At 72.6% G+C, this 18305-nt stretch carries 10 protein-coding genes; 6 read left to right on the top strand and 4 right to left on the bottom strand.

The annotated features are described in order from the left end of the window. Positions 1-209: 209 nt before the first annotated feature. A complete protein-coding gene (locus tag WMF24_RS28760) occupies positions 210-1139 on the bottom strand; it encodes a hypothetical protein (protein WP_437730607.1) in 930 nt (309 codons plus the stop codon). A gap of 842 nt (positions 1140-1981) precedes the next feature. On the opposite strand from WMF24_RS28760, the gene WMF24_RS28755 reads away from it, so the two are divergent. Next, positions 1982-2869 (top strand): hypothetical protein, encoded by an 888-nt coding sequence (locus tag WMF24_RS28755; protein ID WP_437730606.1) that lies wholly within the window; start codon positions 1982-1984, stop codon positions 2867-2869. 353 nt (positions 2870-3222) lie between these two features. Here WMF24_RS28755 and WMF24_RS28750 read toward each other — a convergent pair whose 3' ends face one another. Then, complete coding sequence (locus tag WMF24_RS28750) at positions 3223-8988, bottom strand: nSTAND1 domain-containing NTPase (RefSeq protein ID WP_437730605.1); 5766 nt, start codon at positions 8986-8988, stop codon at positions 3223-3225. Positions 8989-9369: 381 nt separating this feature from the next. Here WMF24_RS28750 and WMF24_RS28745 point away from each other — a divergent pair, with 381 nt between their 5' ends. Then, complete coding sequence (locus WMF24_RS28745) at positions 9370-11487, top strand: hypothetical protein (protein ID WP_437730604.1); 2118 nt, start codon at positions 9370-9372, stop codon at positions 11485-11487. After that, positions 11484-12068, top strand: a complete 585-nt coding sequence (locus WMF24_RS28740) for a hypothetical protein (protein WP_437730603.1) — start codon at positions 11484-11486, stop codon at positions 12066-12068. Before WMF24_RS28745 ends, WMF24_RS28740 begins: the two co-directional genes overlap by 4 nt. A gap of 117 nt (positions 12069-12185) precedes the next feature. Here the strand turns inward: WMF24_RS28740 and WMF24_RS28735 are convergent, their stop codons facing one another. After that, on the bottom strand, positions 12186-13769 hold the full coding sequence (locus tag WMF24_RS28735) for a hypothetical protein (protein ID WP_437730602.1): 1584 nt from the start codon (positions 13767-13769) through the stop codon (positions 12186-12188). 116 nt (positions 13770-13885) lie between these two features. Here WMF24_RS28735 and WMF24_RS28730 point away from each other — a divergent pair, with 116 nt between their 5' ends. The 3 genes from WMF24_RS28730 (at position 13886) to WMF24_RS28720 (ending at position 15900) form a co-directional block, all read left to right on the top strand. Next, the gene (locus WMF24_RS28730; RefSeq protein ID WP_437730601.1) at positions 13886-14257 is read left to right on the top strand and encodes a hypothetical protein; all 372 of its coding nucleotides are present in this window, start codon (positions 13886-13888) and stop codon (positions 14255-14257) included. Between the two features lie 59 nt (positions 14258-14316). Further along, the gene (locus WMF24_RS28725) at positions 14317-15069 is read left to right on the top strand and encodes an SDR family oxidoreductase (RefSeq protein ID WP_437730600.1); all 753 of its coding nucleotides are present in this window, start codon (positions 14317-14319) and stop codon (positions 15067-15069) included. Between the two features lie 342 nt (positions 15070-15411). Continuing rightward, on the top strand, positions 15412-15900 hold the full coding sequence (locus tag WMF24_RS28720) for a cytochrome c-type biogenesis protein CcmH (RefSeq protein WP_437730599.1): 489 nt from the start codon (positions 15412-15414) through the stop codon (positions 15898-15900). 61 nt (positions 15901-15961) lie between these two features. Here WMF24_RS28720 and WMF24_RS28715 read toward each other — a convergent pair whose 3' ends face one another. After that, a complete protein-coding gene (locus tag WMF24_RS28715; protein ID WP_437730598.1) occupies positions 15962-17857 on the bottom strand; it encodes a DUF4215 domain-containing protein in 1896 nt (631 codons plus the stop codon). Positions 17858-18305: the final 448 nt, after the last annotated feature.

The following is an 18305-nucleotide window of genomic DNA, read 5'->3' as shown; positions in this document are numbered from 1 at the left end:
GGAGGCCAAAACCAGGGGATTTCCGGGTGAGACGCGGCATCGGGCAGGTGGCGGCGCCATGGCGGGTGGCGGCCTCGCGATGCGCGGGGGCTCCGCGAGGAGCCCTGGGGGGTCCGGGCGGCAGCGCGCGGGGCGCGGCACGGGCGGCCCACCTGGGTCGGGTCGCTCCGGCGGTCAGGCGCGTGTGAGCGCCATCCGCCAGCGGGAGCTCACGAGGGGCGAATCGGCTCCGCGAGCCAGCGAGTCAGCGCCTCGCGGTCGAGATCGAGCAAGGCATCCTCGACCTCGCCGGGACCGAGCGCGCGGGCTCGCTCGGCGATCGAGCGCTCCTCTTCTGCGGTCGGTCGCCGTCCGAGCCGTCGCGTGAAGAGACGACCGAGTAGCTCCACGATCGCCTGTTGCTTCCCGCGCTGCTCCCCGCGCTGCTCGGCCTCGATGATCATCTCCCCGATGATCGGCGTGCGCCGGAGCAGCCCCTCTTCCTTGTCCTCCACCATGGTCACGAGCTCCTTCCACAGAGTATGCCGCCAGGGATCGACGGTCGCCATCACCAGCAGCGCCGTGTACAGCTCGGCCCGTTCCTCGGCGCTGGCTGCCCGGGTGTGGATCTCGGCGACGATCTCCCGCAGCGCCGCGGCGGTCGCGTCGCGGGCGAGCGGGGCGAACACCAGCCAGAGGACGCTGCCGCGCGCCCGCAGCTCGCCGATGGTGCGCTGGTAGACGGCGTCGACGCGGAAGTGCACGCCGCTGAACGGCCGCCCCGGCCAGGCGATGCGGCGCTTACCCGTTATCGGCAAGCGCCGTTTGGGACCGGAGAGGACCACGGCGACGCTCTCGATCGGCGGCACCGGCGCGCCGGGGTCTTCGCGGCGGAGCGCGGCGAACAGAAAGCCGATGTACTCGAAGACGCGATCCGGGACGTCGTCGCGGAGCGCGAAGCAGAACTCGACGTGGAGCACGCGCGGCTCGCCGTCGACGCGGAGCCGAAGGGCCTTGTCGAGGCGGCGCTCGATGCTCGTGACCTGACTGTCGACCCAGCCGAGGACCTCGACGGGGTGGCCCTCGGGGACGAAGGCGCGCACAAGGTCCTCGGGGCGCCTGCGGGCGAGGTGGCGCAAGGTGATGTCGGCGTCTCCCATGCGGGGCGCCCACGGCAGATCGCGTACCAGGGAGTCAGGAGGCCAAAACCAGGGGATTTCCGGGTGAGACGCGGCGTCGGGCGGGTGGCGGCACCATGGCGGGAGGCGGCCTCGCGAGGCGCGGGGGCTCCTCGCAGAGCCCCGGCGCGGCTGTTCGCGTGGCACGGCATGGACGACTCGCCCGGCGCGCGCTGGCTTCGACCGCCCGCGACGACCGAGATCGGTGCCAGGAGGCGGTTGGACCGCGCGCGAGGACCGAGATCGATGCCCGGGGGGCGGTTGAACCGCCACCCCCGAGCGAGATCGATGCCGCGGGGCGGTTGAACCGGTCCTTCCCGACCGAGATCGATGCCTGGGGGGCGGTTGAACCGGCCACCCCCGAGCGAGATCGATGCCGCGGGGCGGTTGAACCGGTCCTTCCCGACCGAGATCGATGCCTGGGGGGCGGTTGAACCGGTCCTCCCCGACCGAGATCGATGCCCGAGGGGCGGTTGAACCGGTCCTCCCCGACCCCGATCGCACCTCCCCGGGCGATTCGACCGCCCCCTCACGGCTGCCTCCGGTCGAGGGCGCGCGGTTTCGTGCGGCCGCAACCCGTTGCGCGCAACCGCTTGCGGGCCGGCGCAAGGCGCGTCGCGCACCACGGCCTCTCCGCGCGCGAGCCTCCCGGCGGCGCCGCGCGGTTCCGGCCTCAGCCGCCGCGCATCGACAGCTCGCCTGCCGTGCTGGCACGGCTGTTGACTCCTCGCGGCGCCGTCGCCCGAGGGCGATCGCGAACTTCCCCGTCTCCGTTCTTCATCACGGCACCGACGGGGCCCGCTCACATTGCGAGGGAGAAGCCGATGCCGAGATCCAAGCCGAACACGAAGAAGTCGTCCCCGGCCAAGCCCGGTGCGCCGAGCGAGGCGGCCAAGGCGTTTGCGCTCGTCGAGCCCGAGCTCGACGACGTCCGCGAGGTGGTGCCCATCAACGTCGATGTCCCCCGCGCCGTCTCCGTGGCCATCGGGGCCGTCCCGCACCTCCAGGCGCTGCGCCCGCGGTTCGTGGAAGAGCTCCCCAAGCACCCCTTGAGCCAGCTCGACAAGCTCCAGACGTATGCGCTCGCCGCCTGGTACGCGCACCTGCTCGCGCTGCCCGCCTCGGGCGGGCAGGACGCGCTCAAAGGGCTGCTCGAGGAGGCCGCGCCGCTGCGCGAGGACCTGCTCGTCGCCGCGGAAGCGCTGGCCCACAAGGGGATCGTCGACGCGCAGCGGGTGGCCGAGATCCGCAGGGGTCACGGGCACCTCGACACCGCCAACGACCTCGTGGCGCTCGCGGCGCTGTTCGGCGACGTCTGGGACGCCGTGAAGAACAGGACGACGGTCGAGTGGGACGACGTCGAGCGCGCCTCGCGGCTCGGGCCCGAGCTGCTCGTGGCGCTCGGGGCCCGCCAGCAGCCGGGCCTGCCGGCGCCGAAGGCGGGCGACGCGGCCGAGCGGCGCGCGCGGGCGTTCACGCTGCTCGTCAACGCCTACGACGCGTGCCGCCGGGCGGCGTCGTACCTGCGCTGGAACGAGGGCGACGCCGACGCGATCGCACCGTCGCTGTTCGCGCGGGGCGGCGGGCGCAAGCCGGGGGCGGGGAAGAACAACGCGGGCGGGGGGGACGGCGGGGATGGCGGCGACGACGGCGCGGGCGCGGCGCCGGGGGCGCCGGGCGGCGAGGCGCTGCTGAAGCCCACCGTGGGGTAGCTGTTCCCCCACGCCGCCAGACCGCGCCAAATCATTCCTCCACCTCGCGCGCAGCGCGCATCGCGCGGGCTGGACACCGCGCTCGCCCCCGGCGATGGCGCTCCAGCCACCGTCCGACCTTCCGGGGCGTCCCGCTCGCAGGAGCCCGGCGGTCAGGCGCTCTATCGCATCGCTCATGACTATCCGGCCAGTACGAAGGCATGAAGAATCCGAGCCGGGCGTGGAACGTCGAGAACCTCAACCTCGATGCATTCAGGACTACACCAGGGAATGACTACCTTGATGTGCAGAGCATGGCCATCTCGGACGATACGGGCGTCTGCCCGCTCCGCGCCGCGGGTCCGTGTTGCGGGTCAGTGCCGGGTGGAGCCGCTCGAGGGGCTCTCCAGGCCCGGCTGGGACTCCAGGACAGCGGCGCGGGCCTGCTCGACGCGACGCCGGCAGGCCTCGTGGTTCGCGCGGGCCATGGTTTCTGGCAGGCGAAGGAGCTCGATGCTCCTCTCGACGGGCATACAATACGTGGTTGCCGCCCACAGCTTCAGGTCGTCGACTCCGCTGAGCGGCTCGATAACGGGCCAAACTCGCACCGATTTGTCGTCGGATGCTGTGACGATACGCCTGCCGTCAGGGCTGAAGGACACGGAGTTGAGCCCGGAGTCGGAGCCCCGAAGGATCATGGGCTCGCCGGTGCCGTCGGCGTTCCATATTCGCACGGTCTTGTCTGCAGACGCCGTGGCGATGCGCTTGCCGTCAGGGCTGAACTCCGCCCAGAAGACCTGGAACTCGTGACGACGGAGGACCAAGGGCTCTCCGGTGCCGTCGACGCTCCACACCCGCACCGTCCTGTCCGCGGACGCCGTGACGATGCGCATCCCGTCGGGACTGAACAACGCCGACCAGATCTGATCCTCGTGACCACCAACGATGATGGACGCTGCGGTGCTATCGGCGTTCCACACCCGCACGGTCCCGTCATGCGACGCCGTGACGATGTGCCTGCCTTCGGGGCTGAACGACGCCCACCCGACCCCCAGCTCGTGACCACGAAGGATGATGGGCTCTCCGGTGCCATCGGCGTTCCACACCCGCGCGGTCGTGTCGTCCGACGCGGTGACGATGCGCCTGCCGTCGGGGCTGAACGACGCTGAATAGACCCGAGCCTCGTGACCACGAAGGATGATGGGCTCTCCGGTGCCATCGGCGTTCCACACCCGCGCAGTCCGGTCCGTTGACGCGCTGGCGATGCGCCTGCCGTCGGGGCTGAACTCCGCCGCGAAGACGTCCGCCTGGTGACCACGAAGGACCAGGGATCTCCCTTTGCCATCGGCGTTCCACACCCGTACGGTCCTGTCCCCGGATGCGCTGGCGATGCGCCTGCCGTCGGGGCTGAACGTCGCCATGTTCACTTCCGCCTCGTGACCGAGGAGGACCTTGAGCTCATTCGTGCCGTCGGCGTTCCACACCCGCGCGGTCCGGTCGTACGACGCCGTGACGATGCGCCTCCCGTCAGGGCTGAACACCGCCGAGTGGAGCCCCTCGTCGTGACCCTGAAGCACGATCGGCTCGCCCGTGCCGTCGGCGTTCCACACCCGCGCGGTCCGGTCATACGAGGCGGTGACGATGCGCCGCCCATCAGGGCTGAACACCGCCGAGTTGACCCCGGCCTCGTGACCGTGAAGGACGAGGGACTCGCCCGTACCGTCGGCGTTCCACACCCGTGCGGTCTTGTCAGCGGACGCGGTGACAATGCGCTTGCCGTCAGGGCTGAACACCGCCGAGTCGAGCCCGTTGTCATGACCACGGAGGACGACGGGCTCGCCCGTGCCGTCGGCGTTCCACACCCGCGCGGTTCGGTCATACGAGGCGGTGACGATGCGCCTCCCGTCAGGGCTAAACGCCGCCGAGCGGAGACCCTCGGCATGACCGCGAAGGACGATGGGCTCGCCCGTGCCGTCGGCGTTCCACACCCGCGCGGTCCTGTCCTGCGAAGCGCTGACCACGCGCTTGCCGTCAGGGCTGAACACCGCCGAGTGGACGCGGTCGGCGTGACCGCGAAGCACGATGGGCTCGCCCGTGCCGTCGGCGTTCCACACCAGCGCAGTCCTGTCCTGCGAGGCGCTGACCACGCGCTTGCCGTCAGGGCTGAACACCGCCGAGTGGACGCGGTCGACGTGACCACGAAGGACGACGGGCTCGCCCGTGCCATCGGCGTTCCACACCCGGACCATCGTGTCCGCGCAGGTGGTGACGATGTGCTTGCCGTCGGGGTGATACCCCACATGCAAGACGAAATCCGGATGGCTGATCACCGCGCGGGCGACCCCGCCGTACAGCGCCGAGAGCGCGAGGGCGGACCACCCTCGCGGCACGTCGGGCGGCTCGACCTCGCGCAAGATCGCGAGCACGGTCGTGGGATCGTCGTGCATCTCGCGGGCCGTCGCCATCCGGGTGGCGTTGCGCGCCTCCCGGGCCTCGACCTGCACGCGAGCCGCTTCCTGGTCGGCGCGCATGGCTTGCTGGTTGGCGCGCGTGGCCTGCTGGCTGGCGCGGACCGCCAGGAACGAGACCGTGACCGCGACCGCGGTGAGCGTGGCGACCACGCCCGTCGCGAGCCGCCGGCGCAGGCGGCGCGCGCGCTCGCCGAGCGCCGCGACCGCCAGGAGATAACGCTCCTCGCGCTTGCCGAGCGCGACGCGCCCGTCCGCTCCCTGCTCGGCGCGACGGCGCTCGTACCACGCCCTGGCGTCCTCCGCCGCGCGGTCGCGCCAGAGCAGACCCTCGGCGCGGCCGCTCGCCTCCCACTGCGCGGCCGCGGCGCGCAGCCGCGCCAAAAACTGCGCGTCCTGCTCGCTCTCGGTGAGCCACTGCCCGAGCTTCGGCCACCGCTCGATCAAGGACTCGTGGACAAGCTCCACCGTGGTGTGACCGCGCCCGCCGCCTGCGGCCTCGTCGCCTGTCTCGATGAGCAGGAGCCGCGCGCCGGCCAGGTGCTGGACCACCTGCGCGATCGCGTCGCTCGCGTCACCGTCGCCGCCCTGGGCCAGCTCCTGGAGCTCGTCCAGCTCGACCACCGCGCGGGTGCGCTCGGGCGTGACGAGGCGCAGCAGCACCGCGCGGGCCAGCCGCTGCTCGCGCGCCGAGAGCGCCGAGAGCACCGCGTCCGCGTGGGCCGACAGGGCCCCGGCGACGCCGCCGATGCGCGCATAGCTCTCCTGCGAGAGCAGCCGGCGCTCGTGATCCCGCGCCTCCCAGAGCTCCGTCGCCGTGAACTGCAGGAGCGGCAAGGGGCTCCGCGTGCCCTCCAGCGCGCTCAGCATGTGCTCGACCATCTCCGCGGTCTCGAAGCGGTATCCGGTCGCCTCGAGCGGCCGCGTCAGGGCGCCGCGCAGGCCCTCGCGCCCGATCGGCGGCAAGAACCACAGGCCGCGGGTCACGGCGCCCAGGAAACCCCGGTCGTCGGCCGCGCGCTCGAGGAAGTCGGAGCGGACGGCGAGCAGCACGCGCAGGGGCGACGAGGCGTCGTCGGCCGCGCCCTCCAGGCAGGCGAAGAACGCGGCGCGCTCCTCCGGGGGCGCGCCGAGCGTGTAGAGCTCCTCGAACTGGTCGACGAAGAGCAGGATACGGCGCCCCCGCGCCTCGCGGTGACAGCGCGCCCGCAGCCGCGCGCCCAGGTGACCCGGCTGCGCGCGCAAGGTGGCGACGAGCTCTTCGTGATCGGGGAGCGCCGGGGAGCCCATCGCCGCGCCCGCCGGGCCGGTCGTCGACTCCGCCTCGACGGCCTGCACGAGATCGGCGAGCGCGGACAGGGGACGGCGCCCCGGGCGAAGGACGAACGCCTCCCAGCGGTAGCTGGAGCGCTTCAGGGCAGGGATCACGCCCGCGCGCACGAACGACGACTTGCCCGCCCCGGAGGGCCCGGTCACGGCGAGCAGCGGCTGGCTGCGCAGCCGCGCCAGCGCGGCGGCGATGTCGCGATCGCGGCCGAAGAAGCGCGCGGCGTCCGCCTCCTGGAAGGCCGACAGGCCGGCGAAGGGGCTCTCGCCCTCGCGTAGCTGGAGCGTCCCCCCGCCGGGCAGGAGCGCCTCGAGCTCGGCGAGCAGCTCCCTGGCCGATCCCATGCGCTCGGCCACGCGCTTCTTCAGGCAGCGGTCGACCACGGCGCCGAGCGCGCCGAGATCCGGGCGCCTCGCGTCGAGGCTCGGCATGGGCACATCGAGGTCCACGATCTCCGAGAGCCGCGCGCGCGAGAACGGGGCGAGCGGGTGCTCGCCCGTGAGCATCTCGTGGAGCATGATGCCCACCGCCCAGAGGTCGGCGCGAGCATCGATGTCCGCGCCCAGCAGCTGCTCGGGGGCCATGTAGGGGAGCGTGCCGGAGATCGCGCTTCGCCGGCGCCGACCTGCGCCGCCGGCGCGCTCCGAGGGCGCGCGCTCCATCGTGGGGACGATGGGGGCGTCGAGCCGCTTGGCGATGCCGAAATCGAGCACCTTGATGCAGCCGGTGTCGTCCACGAGGATGTTCTCCGGCTTGAGATCGCGGTGCACGATCCCGAGATCGTGCGCGCAGACCAGCGCGCGAACGACAGGGAGCATCAGCTCGATGGCGACGCCGGTCGCGATCTGGCGAGGCGACGCGCGGGCGGCCGGCGATCCGGGCGCGCCTGGCTGCTCGCGCTGGGTCAGCCATTGTCGCAGCGTGAAGCCCTTGACGTACTCGAGCACCATGTACGGGCATCCGTGGATCTCATCGACCTCGTGGATGACCACGACGTTCTCGTGCCGGCAGCGCGCGGTGGCCCGCGCCTCGGCTAGGAGGCGCTTGACCCAGCGCCCGCTGTGCCGGAGGAGGAGCTTTATCGCGACAAGGCGGCCGAGCTTCGTGTCGCGGGCGAGGAACACGACCCCCATGCCGCCCTGACCGAGCTTGCGGATGATCTCGTAATGCTTGAGGGTGCTGCCGACATCCACGGGAGCGCGGTCGTCGATGAGCTCTGCCGGCGTCCCCGCCGCCCCGGCCCGGCGCGACGCGGCGCCGTGCCCCTCGTCGCCGGGGCTGGCGGTGTCCTCGGCCAGCCGGAGCGTGCATGCGCGCCCTTCGCTGAGCGCCGCGGAAGAGCCCTGCTCGTGCGGAGCGCGCGCCGTGCCTTCCCCTGCCGGGGCGGCCGGGGCGCGGACGGCGGTCTCGTCTTCGTTCGCTCCGGCGCCGCCCGGCGTGTCGCTCGGGATGAGGTCGTTCCGGCGGAGCCCGGTCACCTCGCAGGCGTCGAGCGCGCACAGGAGATCGTCGGCCGTGGCGGTCCGCGCGGTGACATCCTCGATCATGGCCCGCCGGAGGACGGCGCCGAGCGGGTGCTCGAGCAGCGCGGGAGGGATCTGGACGCGCAGACGGCCCTCCGGCGGGAGAGGCCCGCCGCCCGGTGAGCTCTCGTGGCCCCCGCGGCTGCCTGTCAGGCACTCGAGGAACACGAGCCCCCAGGCGTACACGTCCGAGCGCGCCGTCGGGGGGTATCCCCGGCGCTGCTCGGGCGCCGCGTACGCCAGCGAGCCGACGAGCTCGGGGCCGGAATCGGGCGCTCCCTCCTCGTCGCCCCGCGCTCCCGTGGCGATCGCGCCGAAGCCGAGGTCGAGGACCAGGGCGCTGCGCTGTGCGCCGGAGGGCACGATCATCACGTGGGCCGGCCTGAGGTCTCCGTGGACCATGCCCTGCCGGTGCGCGCAGGCGAGGGCGTCGAGCACCTGCCGCATCAGGCCCCGTGCCTCGTGCGGCTCGAGCGCGCCCTGCTGCGCCAGCAGCTCGGACAGGCGCTGCCCTGGCACACGCTCGAACGCGGCATACAGGGTTCCCTCGTCCGTCTGCCCGGCGTCGAGGGGCCGCGCGATGCCGGGGTGCTGGAGCCGCGCGCAGCAGCGCATCTCTCGCAGGAAGCGCGCGCCGCGGCGGCGCGCCACGACGGCGGGAACCCCGTCCCCGACGCGGTGGATGACCGTGAGGAGGATCGGCTGCCCGGTCGCGATCTGCCGCCCTTCGTAGACGGCGGCAACGCGGGTTCTCCGGACCAGGGAGACGAGCTCATAGCGGCCCTGGAACAAGGTCCCTGGAGCGATGGTCTCCCGGCTCATGGCGCCCCCTCCGGTCGCTGCGCCTCGCGCGGTGAGCCCCGGGCGCGCGACAGGCACGCTGGGATCGCCGCGGCGATCCTGGCTGTCGAGCCCGCCCCTCGCGACCCTGCAGGAGAGCTCGGCGCGGCAGGCGGCCCGGCGCTCGGACGGCCAGCTTTGCGGCCCATGGCTCCCCTGTATAGGGTCGCCTCCGCCCCTCGTCGTCCGCCCCTGGCACGTCATCGAAGCGTATCGGCGGCCAGCGAGGCTCATCGCGCCGCCAACGGGGTGGAGTCGCCGCCAGCAGGGTGGAGTCGCCCGACCCGGCAGATCCTGGAATAACCCCGGCGCGCGGTGTCGTTGTCGGGGCGCCCGATGAAGCCGCGAACATCGACTCTCCCCATGGCTCTGGCCATGGTCCAGGCCGCGGTCCTCTCCGCGGCCTGCTCGAGCCCCTCCAGGCAAACCGCGCCGGACGAGCGGAATGCCGGAGCCGGGGAGACGGCCGCCCCGCCGTCTCCTCCACCCTCATCGTCCCCGACACCGCCGTCCCCCACGCCGCCGTCTCCGAGGCTCCGCGCGGTCCAGCGGGCCGGCGGCGCGCTCGTGCGCGCGCCGCAGGGCGACGCGCTCTACCTGGCCGACGAGGACCACGCCGTCCTCCGGCGCATCCCGCTGCCGGTCGACGTGAGCACGCCGCCCGTCGCGATCGCGATGCCGGGGCGCCCCGCGCAGGTGCTCGCGCTCGACGACCGCGTGCTCGTCACGATCCGCGACCCCGGGCTGCTGCTCGTGATGCGGCCGGATGCGACGGCGGGGCTCGTGGAGGTCGCGCGCGTGCCGCTGCCGGGCGACGCCTGGGGGCTCTCGATCACACCGGACGAGCGCACCGCCCTCGTCACGAGCGCGTGGACCGGCAAGGTCTCCGCCGTCGATCTGGCCACCGCCACGCGGTCGTGGTCGATCGATGTCCCGCGCGAGCCCCGCGGCGTGGTCGTCCGCGAGGACGGCGCGGCCGCGTACATAACGCACCTCACGTCGGCGGCGCTCACCCGGGTCGACCTGCGCTCTTCGCCCCAGGCGAGGCCGATCGCGCTCCCCCCGTCGCCGTACCGCGCCCCCGTGGACGCGCCGCGCGCCGCCTCGCTCGGTTACGCGGCCGCGCTCTCGCCGGACGGGCGGCGCCTGTTCGTCGCGCGCCACGCGCTCGGCGCGATAGGCGAGCTCGCGTGGTTCGGGGCCGCAACGGTCGACGTCCTGCGCACGGGCGACGACGAGCCCCTCGCGCCGCGGCGCCGCGAGGGCGCCCCGGTGCGGCGGGCACCGGACTTCGAGCTCGACTTCGCGGGCGACCCGGAGCAAGAAGCGCCCCAGGGCGAGCTCGCCCCGTTCGTCCAGCCGCGCGCCCTCGTCTACCGCGAGAGCACCCGCACGCTGCTCGTCGCCAGCGAGGGCACCGACGCCCTCGTGGAGCTCGACGCGCTCTCGATCGAGCCGACGCTGCGGCCCCTCCGCACGTACCCGCTCGGCTTCTCGCCGCCGCCCGCCGGTGCGGCGCCGGGGTCGCGGGACGCCCTCTCGCGCCGCCTCGGCGCGGCGACCCTGTGCGGCGCGCCGACCGGCGTCGCCCTCTCCGGGGACGAGTCCCTCGCCTGGGTGTACTGCCGCTCGACAGACACCCTCGCGATCGTCCGGCTCGACGAGCACAGGGCGGGGGTCGCGTACGAGCCAGGGCCCGTGCCGTTCATCCGGCTGGCCGAGCCTCCGCTCGCGGAACAGGCCGCCATCGGCCGGCGGCTCTTCTACAACGCGACCGACTGGTCGACGAGCGGCGGGCTCGGGTGCGCCGGGTGCCACCCCGATGGGCGCGACGACGGCCACGTGTGGCACGAGGTCAGCGGCGACGGCTTCGCCAATTTCTTCGGATCCGCCGACAACCGGCCCATGGACGGGCTCGCGGGCGGCGTTCCGCGACAGACACCCATGCTCGCAGGGCGCGTGTCGGCCGTGGGGCCTTATGGCTGGAACGCCCAGAGCGAGAGCCTGGCCGAGCGCATCCTGGAGGGCTTCGGCCTGCACCGATGGGGGATGGGCCCGAACCGGGATGGCGACCTCGGGCTGCGCGCGACCCATCTCGCCAGCTTCCTGCGCGAGGGCCTCGTGCCGCCGCCCAGGGAAGACCGGCCGCTCACGGCCGAGGAGAAGCACGGATTCGCGCTCTTCACGAGCGAGGCGGCGCAGTGCTCCCGCTGCCATGTGCCCGAGACCGAGCACACGGATCGGATGGGCTACCCGATGCCGGGCTTCGCCGAGCTGCCCGGGTTTTACAGGGAGAAGAAGGGCACCGTGTACAAGACGCCGTCGCTGCGCTTCGTCGCCGGGACGGCGCCCTACTACCACGACGGCTCCGCGAGGACGCTCGAGGAGCTCGTCGAGAAGAACGAGGATCGCATGGGTCGCACAAGCCACATGTCGCGCAAGGACAGGGCGGCGCTCGTCGCCTTCTTGAGGACGTTATGAAGAAGCTCCTGTGGACAGGCACCGTCCTGCTCGGCGCGCTCGCGCCGGCGCAGGCCGCGGAGCCGCAGAGCGCCCGGCCCGCCGGGGCGGACGGCGCCGCGGCAGGAGCTCTGGCGGAGACGTCGGCCGTCGCCCCGGCCGGGGGAGAGGGCGCGGCGGCGCCCAGGGGGCGCGTGCTGGAAGCGGCGCCGCCTGCGCCCGAGAAGACGCCGCGGCCCGCGGCGGCGGAGTGGGACGCCGCCGAGCCGGTGGAGCTCGCGCGCGACGGGAGCGGCGCCGCGTGCAAGGCGCGGATGCGGCGCGAGTGGCTGCGCATCGACTGCGCGGCGCCCTCGCTGGCCGTCGTGAGGACGCTCGGGGCGAGCGCCGGCGAGGCGTGGTTCCGGCTGGACCACCGGCCGAACGAGGAATTGGCGTCGGGCGTCTCGGTGGTCTTCCCCGTCCGGCTCGGGGATCGACGGGTGATCGAGATCCTGTCGGGGAGCTTCGAATACCGCGGCGAGATGGGGATGACGACCCGCTTCGTGATCTCCGAGCAATGGCTCGACGGCGACGCGGGGCCGGTCGTGAGCGTGCTCTGACGCTGGCCCGGCGCGCCGCTGCACCGGCGACGGGCGCGCTCCGCGCTGCCAGCGCGAGGCTTCAGGCAGACGAGCCCCCGGGCGATGCCGAGCGGCCTTGTGATGCGCCCGAGCGACTCAGCCCCACCCGATCGCGACCGTGGTCACCTTCAACCCGGAGATCACCTCGTCTCCCGACAGCGCGGACAGCACCCCTTCGTCCTCCGATGGCACGAACAGCGCCAGCGTCGCCGTCGTGAGCCCCTGCTGCCGCGCGTAGCGCGCCGCCTGCTCGCGCGCGCTCGGCAGCTCGTGCATCGCGCGGAAGCTCTTCACCTCGATCAGCCCGATCTTCCCCTCGCCCTGCACCAGAAGATCCACCTTGCCGTTCCCCGTGGGGAACTCCGGGCTCACCACGCAGCGCCCGCGCAGGGCGTCCTTCAGCCATGCGTACAGATGGAAGTGACCCGCCGCCTCGGTCAGGTGGAGATCCTGCCGCCGCGGCTGACCCCTCCAGGGGTCCTGCCCCTTCGCCGTGAGCCGCCCGAGATAAGCGCGGTATCTCTGGAGCAATGCGGGCATGTCGAGCTCGGCCGGCGAGAACACGTCGTCCAGCGTGTCCAGCGGCTCGAGCGGGAGCACCGGGAGGCGGTTGCCGAAGAGATCGTGGGTCAGCGCGTTGTACAGGCGTAGCTGGATGAACGGCGAGGAGAACCGGCAGACGGTGGTGGGCAGGCCGCCCGCCCCGAGGGTCTCCTGATAGGTGATGATCCCGTTCAGGTAGAGGTAATTGCACGCCTCGTCGTCGAAGGAGAAGGGCACGTCCGCGCGGCCGAAGAGCTGCATCACCTGCTCGCGATACGGGCCTCGCGCCTTCTTGATGAGGTTCAGGACGGTGTTGTTCGGCTCCACCTGGCACGCGAGCATGTAGACCCGCTCCCACGCGGGGAGCCCGATGGGCTCCTGTGGAGCAGGGTTGTACTTCTCGGTGAGGAGCTCCCCGAACCAGCCCACGAGGCCCGGCTGGCCGAGCGTCACCTCGAAGACGCGCTCCACCACCGCGGGCTCTATCGCCTGCCCGCTCTCGGCCTGGTACTGGGCGAAGAGATCGAGCACCTCGTCGCGCGTGAGGTTCGGTACGCGGAGCGAGCGCTGGACGTTGAAGGGCGAGCCCCGGAGGCTGTCGACCCCGAGCGCCGCCCGGACGCCGATGAGCGCGAGCCCGTGCAGGCTGTAGGCGTCGCGGGCGAGATAGATCTTGCGGAACGCGCTCACAAGGCGGTCCAGGATCGCGGGCGGAAGGGAATCGAACTCGTCCACGAGCAGGATGAGGGGCTTGTCGAACAGGCCCCCCGGCCTGGCGAAGAGATCGAGCCACCCTTCCCAGCTCGCGGGGGCGGCTGGCCTGAACGAGAAGCCTTCCCGGAACATGCCCGGGACCGCCCGGAAGAACGCTTCCTCCGTGTCGCCCTCGCCGAGCAGCCCCTGCGCGGACAGGGCGCCGACGGCGAAACGATCGCCGTGCCGGGCGCGGATTTCCTCGATGGCCCGGCGCATCAACCAGGTCTTGCCCGTCTGGCGTGGTCCCCAGATCGTGAAGAAGTGGCCGTCCTTGTCCGGGTTGCCGACGAGCTGCGCCACGCACTGCTCGACGAGCGCGCGTCGTTCGACGGCGAAGTGCTCCGTGGGATCCACGGGCCCGTAGGAGTGGAACCGCCGCATGGGGGACACCCTACCACGCCCGCCCGCGGCGAGGCCCCGGGCGCGAGGCGCGCGGGGGAGGGCCCTCGCGGTCGGACCGGCTTGCCTGGGCGCGCGCGGCGTGCCTTGATCGGCGCGTGACGACCGGGTTCTTCGAGGCGCGTGGCTTTCGGTTCCGGCTCGACCGCGAGGGGGTCGAGGTGAGCGGGGGGGCGGCCCGCCCCGTCCAGGCCAGGATCGAGCCCGACGAGGCGAACCTCGGCGGGGACGAGCCGCTGGCCGAGCTCCTGGGCCGCCGGCTGTCGGCGCTGCTCGGCACGCCCGTGAGCGACGAGGAGGGGATCTTCGACCTCGCGGTCGAGCGCGATGGGGCCGTTGTCGCGGCCGTCCAGCTCTCGTGCGGCGAGGACGACGAGGACGTGCTCGAGCTGCTCGGCGAGCGGGCGCCCTCGCTGCAGGTGCGCGCGCTCGTCGAGGGGCTCGTCGAGGCGCTTCGCGGCCCAGGCTGACTCCCCGGCGTCGCCCAGCCCCGCGCCCGCCCTCGGCGCCGGTGAGCTAGCATCGCCGCATGCGACTCGACAGCAACACGATCCTCATCACCGGCGGGGCCAGCGGCATCGGCCTCGCGCTCGCCCGGCGCTTCGCGCGCGCCGGGAGCACCGTCGTCGTCTGCGGCAGGCGGCAGGAGCAGCTCGAGCAGGCCCAGCGGGAGTGCCCAGGGCTCCGCGCGATCCAGTGCGACGTGTCGGTCGAGGCCGAACGCACAGCGCTCGTCGAGCGGGTCACGCGCGAGCTCCCCGGCCTCAACGTGCTCATCAACAACGCCGGAATCCAGAACCGCCCGCCTCCCCTGGTGCAGACGCAGGACTGGTCGAGGCACCGATCGGAGATCGCCATCAACCTGGAAGCTCCGATGCACCTCTCCATGCTGCTGATTCCCCACCTGATGCAGCAGGCGTCGCCCGCCATCCTCAACGTGACCTCGGGCCTCGCGTTCGTCCCGATCGCGCTCATGCCGACGTACTGCGCGACGAAGGCGGCGCTCCACTCCTTCACCCTGAGCCTGCGCCACCAGCTCAAGGACACGCCGATTCGCGTCGTCGAGATCGTCCCGCCCGCGGTCAACACGGACCTCGGCGGGAAGGGGCTTCACGACACGGGCGCGCCCCTGGACGACTACGCGGACCACGCGATCGCCCAGATCGAGAAGGGGGAGCTGGAGTTCGGTTACCAGTTCTCCGAGAAGGGGCGCCTGAGCTCACGACAGGAGCTCGACGCGGCGTTCGCCGCCCTCAACGAGCGGTTCGAGAAGAGCCGCTGAGGCGCCGCAGCTCGTTCCGGCGCATCTCCTCGCTCGCCATCGTCCCGATGGCTCGCGGCATGAGGTGTCGCCAGGTGGATCGGGCAATGCGTCAAGGTGTCGCATCCCGTCGAGCCGCGCGGCCGTGGAGCGGCATCTGGCGTGCACACGGCCGCGTGGCGACAAGCGCGACATGGTGTCGCAGGGCCCTGGCAGCCGGTGGCGCTAGCCTGTGTTGCCATGATCCAGCGAGCGCACGACGGGTCTGCGAATGCCCCGGCCCGTTCCCCTCACGGCGCGCACAGGGGGAGCGCGCCGCTGCGTCTCCGGCCGTTGTGGAGCGCGCGCTGGCGCCGCGCGGCGATGCTGGCCGTCGCCGTCGCGGGCGTGACGCTCAGCGGCAGGGCCGAGCCCGCGGCGCCCGGCCAGCCCGCCTCCGAGCTCGCCGACTCGACCCCGGCGCCCGGCGAGAGGGCGCTCGCGGCCCGCCTGCTCGCGCCTTGTTGCTGGGAGCAGACGCTCGATGTCCACGAATCGGAGCTGACGCGCGAACTCCGTCGCGAGATCCGTGGCCGTCTCCGTCGGGGGGAGTCCGCCGACGCCATCGAGCAGGACCTCGTCGCGCGTCATGGCGAGCGCATCCGCGCGGCGCCGTCGTCCGGCGTCCTCGGCAAGGTCGCCTTCGGTTTGATGCTGGGCATCGCGGTGACCTTCCTCGGGGTCTTCGCCCTGCTGCGCTCGTGGCGGCGCGCCGCCGCGCAGCCGGCTCCGTCCGACGTCGCCGTCGCGGCGGCCGCTCGCGACGAGTACGACGAGCGCCTCGACGACGAGCTCCGGGAGCACGGCGCATGAGCCGCTCCGATGTCGAACGGAGCGGAGCGCGCCGCGCGCCCGGACACCTGCGCGGGCCTGCTCAGCGGGGCGTGAGGTTGCGGCAGCCGCTGCCGCAGCCGTCGTCGTCGAGGTTGTTGCCGTCGTCGCACTCCTCCACGGCCTGCAGGACGCCGTCGCCGCAGTGCTCGCCGAGCCGGCAATCCGGCCCGCACTCGCCGTAGCCGCCGTCGTTCACGCCGTCGTCGCACTGCTCGCCCAGGCCGACGACGCCGTCACCGCAGATCGGCGCGCACTCGCTGCGCGCCGTGGCGAAGCCCTGCAGCGTGAGCTTGAACGTCGAGGCCGCGGTCTGGCGCTCCGCGTGGAACACGGCGATCTGGTAGACGCCGCCGTCCACGAGGCCGAGGTCGACGTTCCGCGTCGGGATGACCTCGTCCCCTTCCGCGGCGTAGGTCACCCTGCCGGCCCCCGTGGCGCCGATGACCAGGTGCCCGGTGACGGCGCTGTGGATGCCGCCGACGTCGACGGCGAGGCGATCGTTGATGAACACCCACACGTCGTCGTCGCCGGTGAAGTCGAGCACGTACTCCTGGCCCGCCGTGTACTGGAACCAGTAGCGGATCTCGCTCGTGAAGTGGAAGTTGTGGTCCGGGGTGCCCTCCTCCTTCATCCAGCTCCCGTCGCCGTAGCTCGGGAAGATGTCGGCGGGGACGCGCTCGGCCGCCGGGGTGAACGGATCGCCGTCGACAGGGAAGAACAGCGGGCTCCCGTCGTAGGTGGCTTCCAGGTACCTCGCCCAGTAGACCCCGCCGCGCTCCTCGCACCCGCGGAACGCGGGGCTGTCGATGTCGCCGCAGGCGGCGATGTTCTCGGTGGTCGAGGTGCACGGTTTTCCATCCACCTCGTTGCCCACGTTGCCGCAGTAATGCGCGCTCTCCGGGGACAGGAGCGACCATTGCTCGCCGTCCGCGCCCCATCGGTTCACGAAGCGGCCATCGCCCGTATCCCACAGCGTGAGGGTGGTGACCGTCGTGCTGTTGGTGCCCGGGACGTCGTGGTACCAGTCGGCGAAGCTCTGCGCGCTCGTGACAAGGCTGTTCGCGACGGCCACGTGCGTCGGCTTCTTCTCGGCGTCGAGCCGGTTCGCGACCATGCCGAAGACCGGCGTGCTGCGGCCCGGGCCATCCGGCTGGAAGTCGGGGTGAGATGCGCGGAAATCGCGGTACACGACCGGCACGTCCATGGATCCCGACGGCTGCGGCACGACGCAGTCGTACCCGGGCTCCTCCGTGCAATCCGCGGCGCATCCGTCGCCGTCGATGTTGTTTCCGTCGTCGCACTCCTCCGCGAGCACGAGGCCGTCCCCGCAGCGCGAGGCGCAGGAGCCCGCGGAGCAATCGGGCTCGGCCTGGCAGGTCGTGGAGCAGCCGTCGAACGGCAGCGTGTTGCCGTCCTCGCAGCTCTCCGCGCCCTCAGGGACGTTGTCGCCGCAGATCGTCGGCGTGCAGGCGCTCGGGCTGCCGTCGCACTTGTGGCCCACCTCCACCTTGCAGGTCGGCGAGCAGCCGTCGCCCGCGTCGGTGTTCGCGTCGTCGCAGAGCTCGGGAAACACGACGGCGCCGTCCCCGCAGCGGGCGATGCGCACGCAGGCGGCTCCCGGCACGGGGCACGACCACCCCAGCTCGACCGAGCGGCAATCGGCGGCACAGCCGTCCCCGCCATCGGCGTTCTTGTCGTCGCAGGCCTCGTCCGAGGTCAGGACGCCGTCGCCGCAACGGAACGTCGCGCCGTTGTCGCCGATGCCGATGTCGTCCCCGGTTCCCGGTTCGCCGTTGCCGCCCGTGCCGGAGTCCCCTCCCGCGCCCGGGCGACCGGCACCGGGGGGGCCCTCGCTCGTCGCAGAGCAGCTCGCCGCGAGGGCAATGCAGCTCGCGATGAAGAACGTCGAAGCAGGCCGCGTAGCACAGGGACGCATGATCTCCTCCTTCTGGTCGCCCGGACCTCTCGGGGGCGTGAAGTGGCGACAGTCTCTCACGCAGGTGTCCTGCGCTCGAGCCCCTCGTGCGCGCGCGGCCGCGCGCTCGGTCGTGGATTGAAGTAGACCACCTCGCTGTGCGGATAAATCCCGGCACAGCGTCCGCGCCGCCCTGGCTCTGCGCTGCGTCCGCGCTCGGTCCCGGCGGAATCGACGTCAGCCGAGTCGAAGTCGTCCACAACGACCCGCGCTCGATCCCGGCGGACTCCATCGAGGTCACGTTCTGACCTGGGCGAGGTCGCCGTCGTGGCGCGGCTACACCACCCTTGCGCACCTCGGGGTGAATCCGGGGGATCCCGAGCGAGGCACTTCCATCGTTCCTGATTCCCGTTTCTCCCTCCCGTGCTACCGTGACCGACATGCCCCGGTCTCGGTGGCCAGGAGCGTT

This window comes from Sorangium sp. So ce1335, assembly GCF_051521615.1.
In the GTDB taxonomy this organism is placed as follows: Bacteria; Myxococcota_A; Polyangia; order Polyangiales; family Polyangiaceae; genus Sorangium.
The sequence above is the reverse complement of the archived record's forward strand: the minus strand, read 5'-3'. Positions and strand labels throughout refer to the sequence as shown.

What these genes read in the sequence shown, in the direction of transcription:
- WMF24_RS28735 (WP_437730602.1), bottom strand. Translation starts at nt 13,769, where the DNA reads ATGCGGCGGTTCCACTCCTACGGGCCCGTGGATCCCACGGAGCACTTC.
- WMF24_RS28720 (WP_437730599.1), top strand. Translation starts at nt 15,412, where the DNA reads ATGCTGGCCGTCGCCGTCGCGGGCGTGACGCTCAGCGGCAGGGCCGAG.
- WMF24_RS28715 (WP_437730598.1), bottom strand. Translation starts at nt 17,857, where the DNA reads ATGCGTCCCTGTGCTACGCGGCCTGCTTCGACGTTCTTCATCGCGAGC.
- WMF24_RS28725 (WP_437730600.1), top strand. Translation starts at nt 14,317, where the DNA reads ATGCGACTCGACAGCAACACGATCCTCATCACCGGCGGGGCCAGCGGC.
- WMF24_RS28750 (WP_437730605.1), bottom strand. Translation starts at nt 8,988, where the DNA reads ATGAGCCGGGAGACCATCGCTCCAGGGACCTTGTTCCAGGGCCGCTAT.
- WMF24_RS28755 (WP_437730606.1), top strand. Translation starts at nt 1,982, where the DNA reads ATGCCGAGATCCAAGCCGAACACGAAGAAGTCGTCCCCGGCCAAGCCC.
- WMF24_RS28740 (WP_437730603.1), top strand. Translation starts at nt 11,484, where the DNA reads ATGAAGAAGCTCCTGTGGACAGGCACCGTCCTGCTCGGCGCGCTCGCG.
- WMF24_RS28745 (WP_437730604.1), top strand. Translation starts at nt 9,370, where the DNA reads ATGGCTCTGGCCATGGTCCAGGCCGCGGTCCTCTCCGCGGCCTGCTCG.
- WMF24_RS28760 (WP_437730607.1), bottom strand. Translation starts at nt 1,139, where the DNA reads ATGGGAGACGCCGACATCACCTTGCGCCACCTCGCCCGCAGGCGCCCC.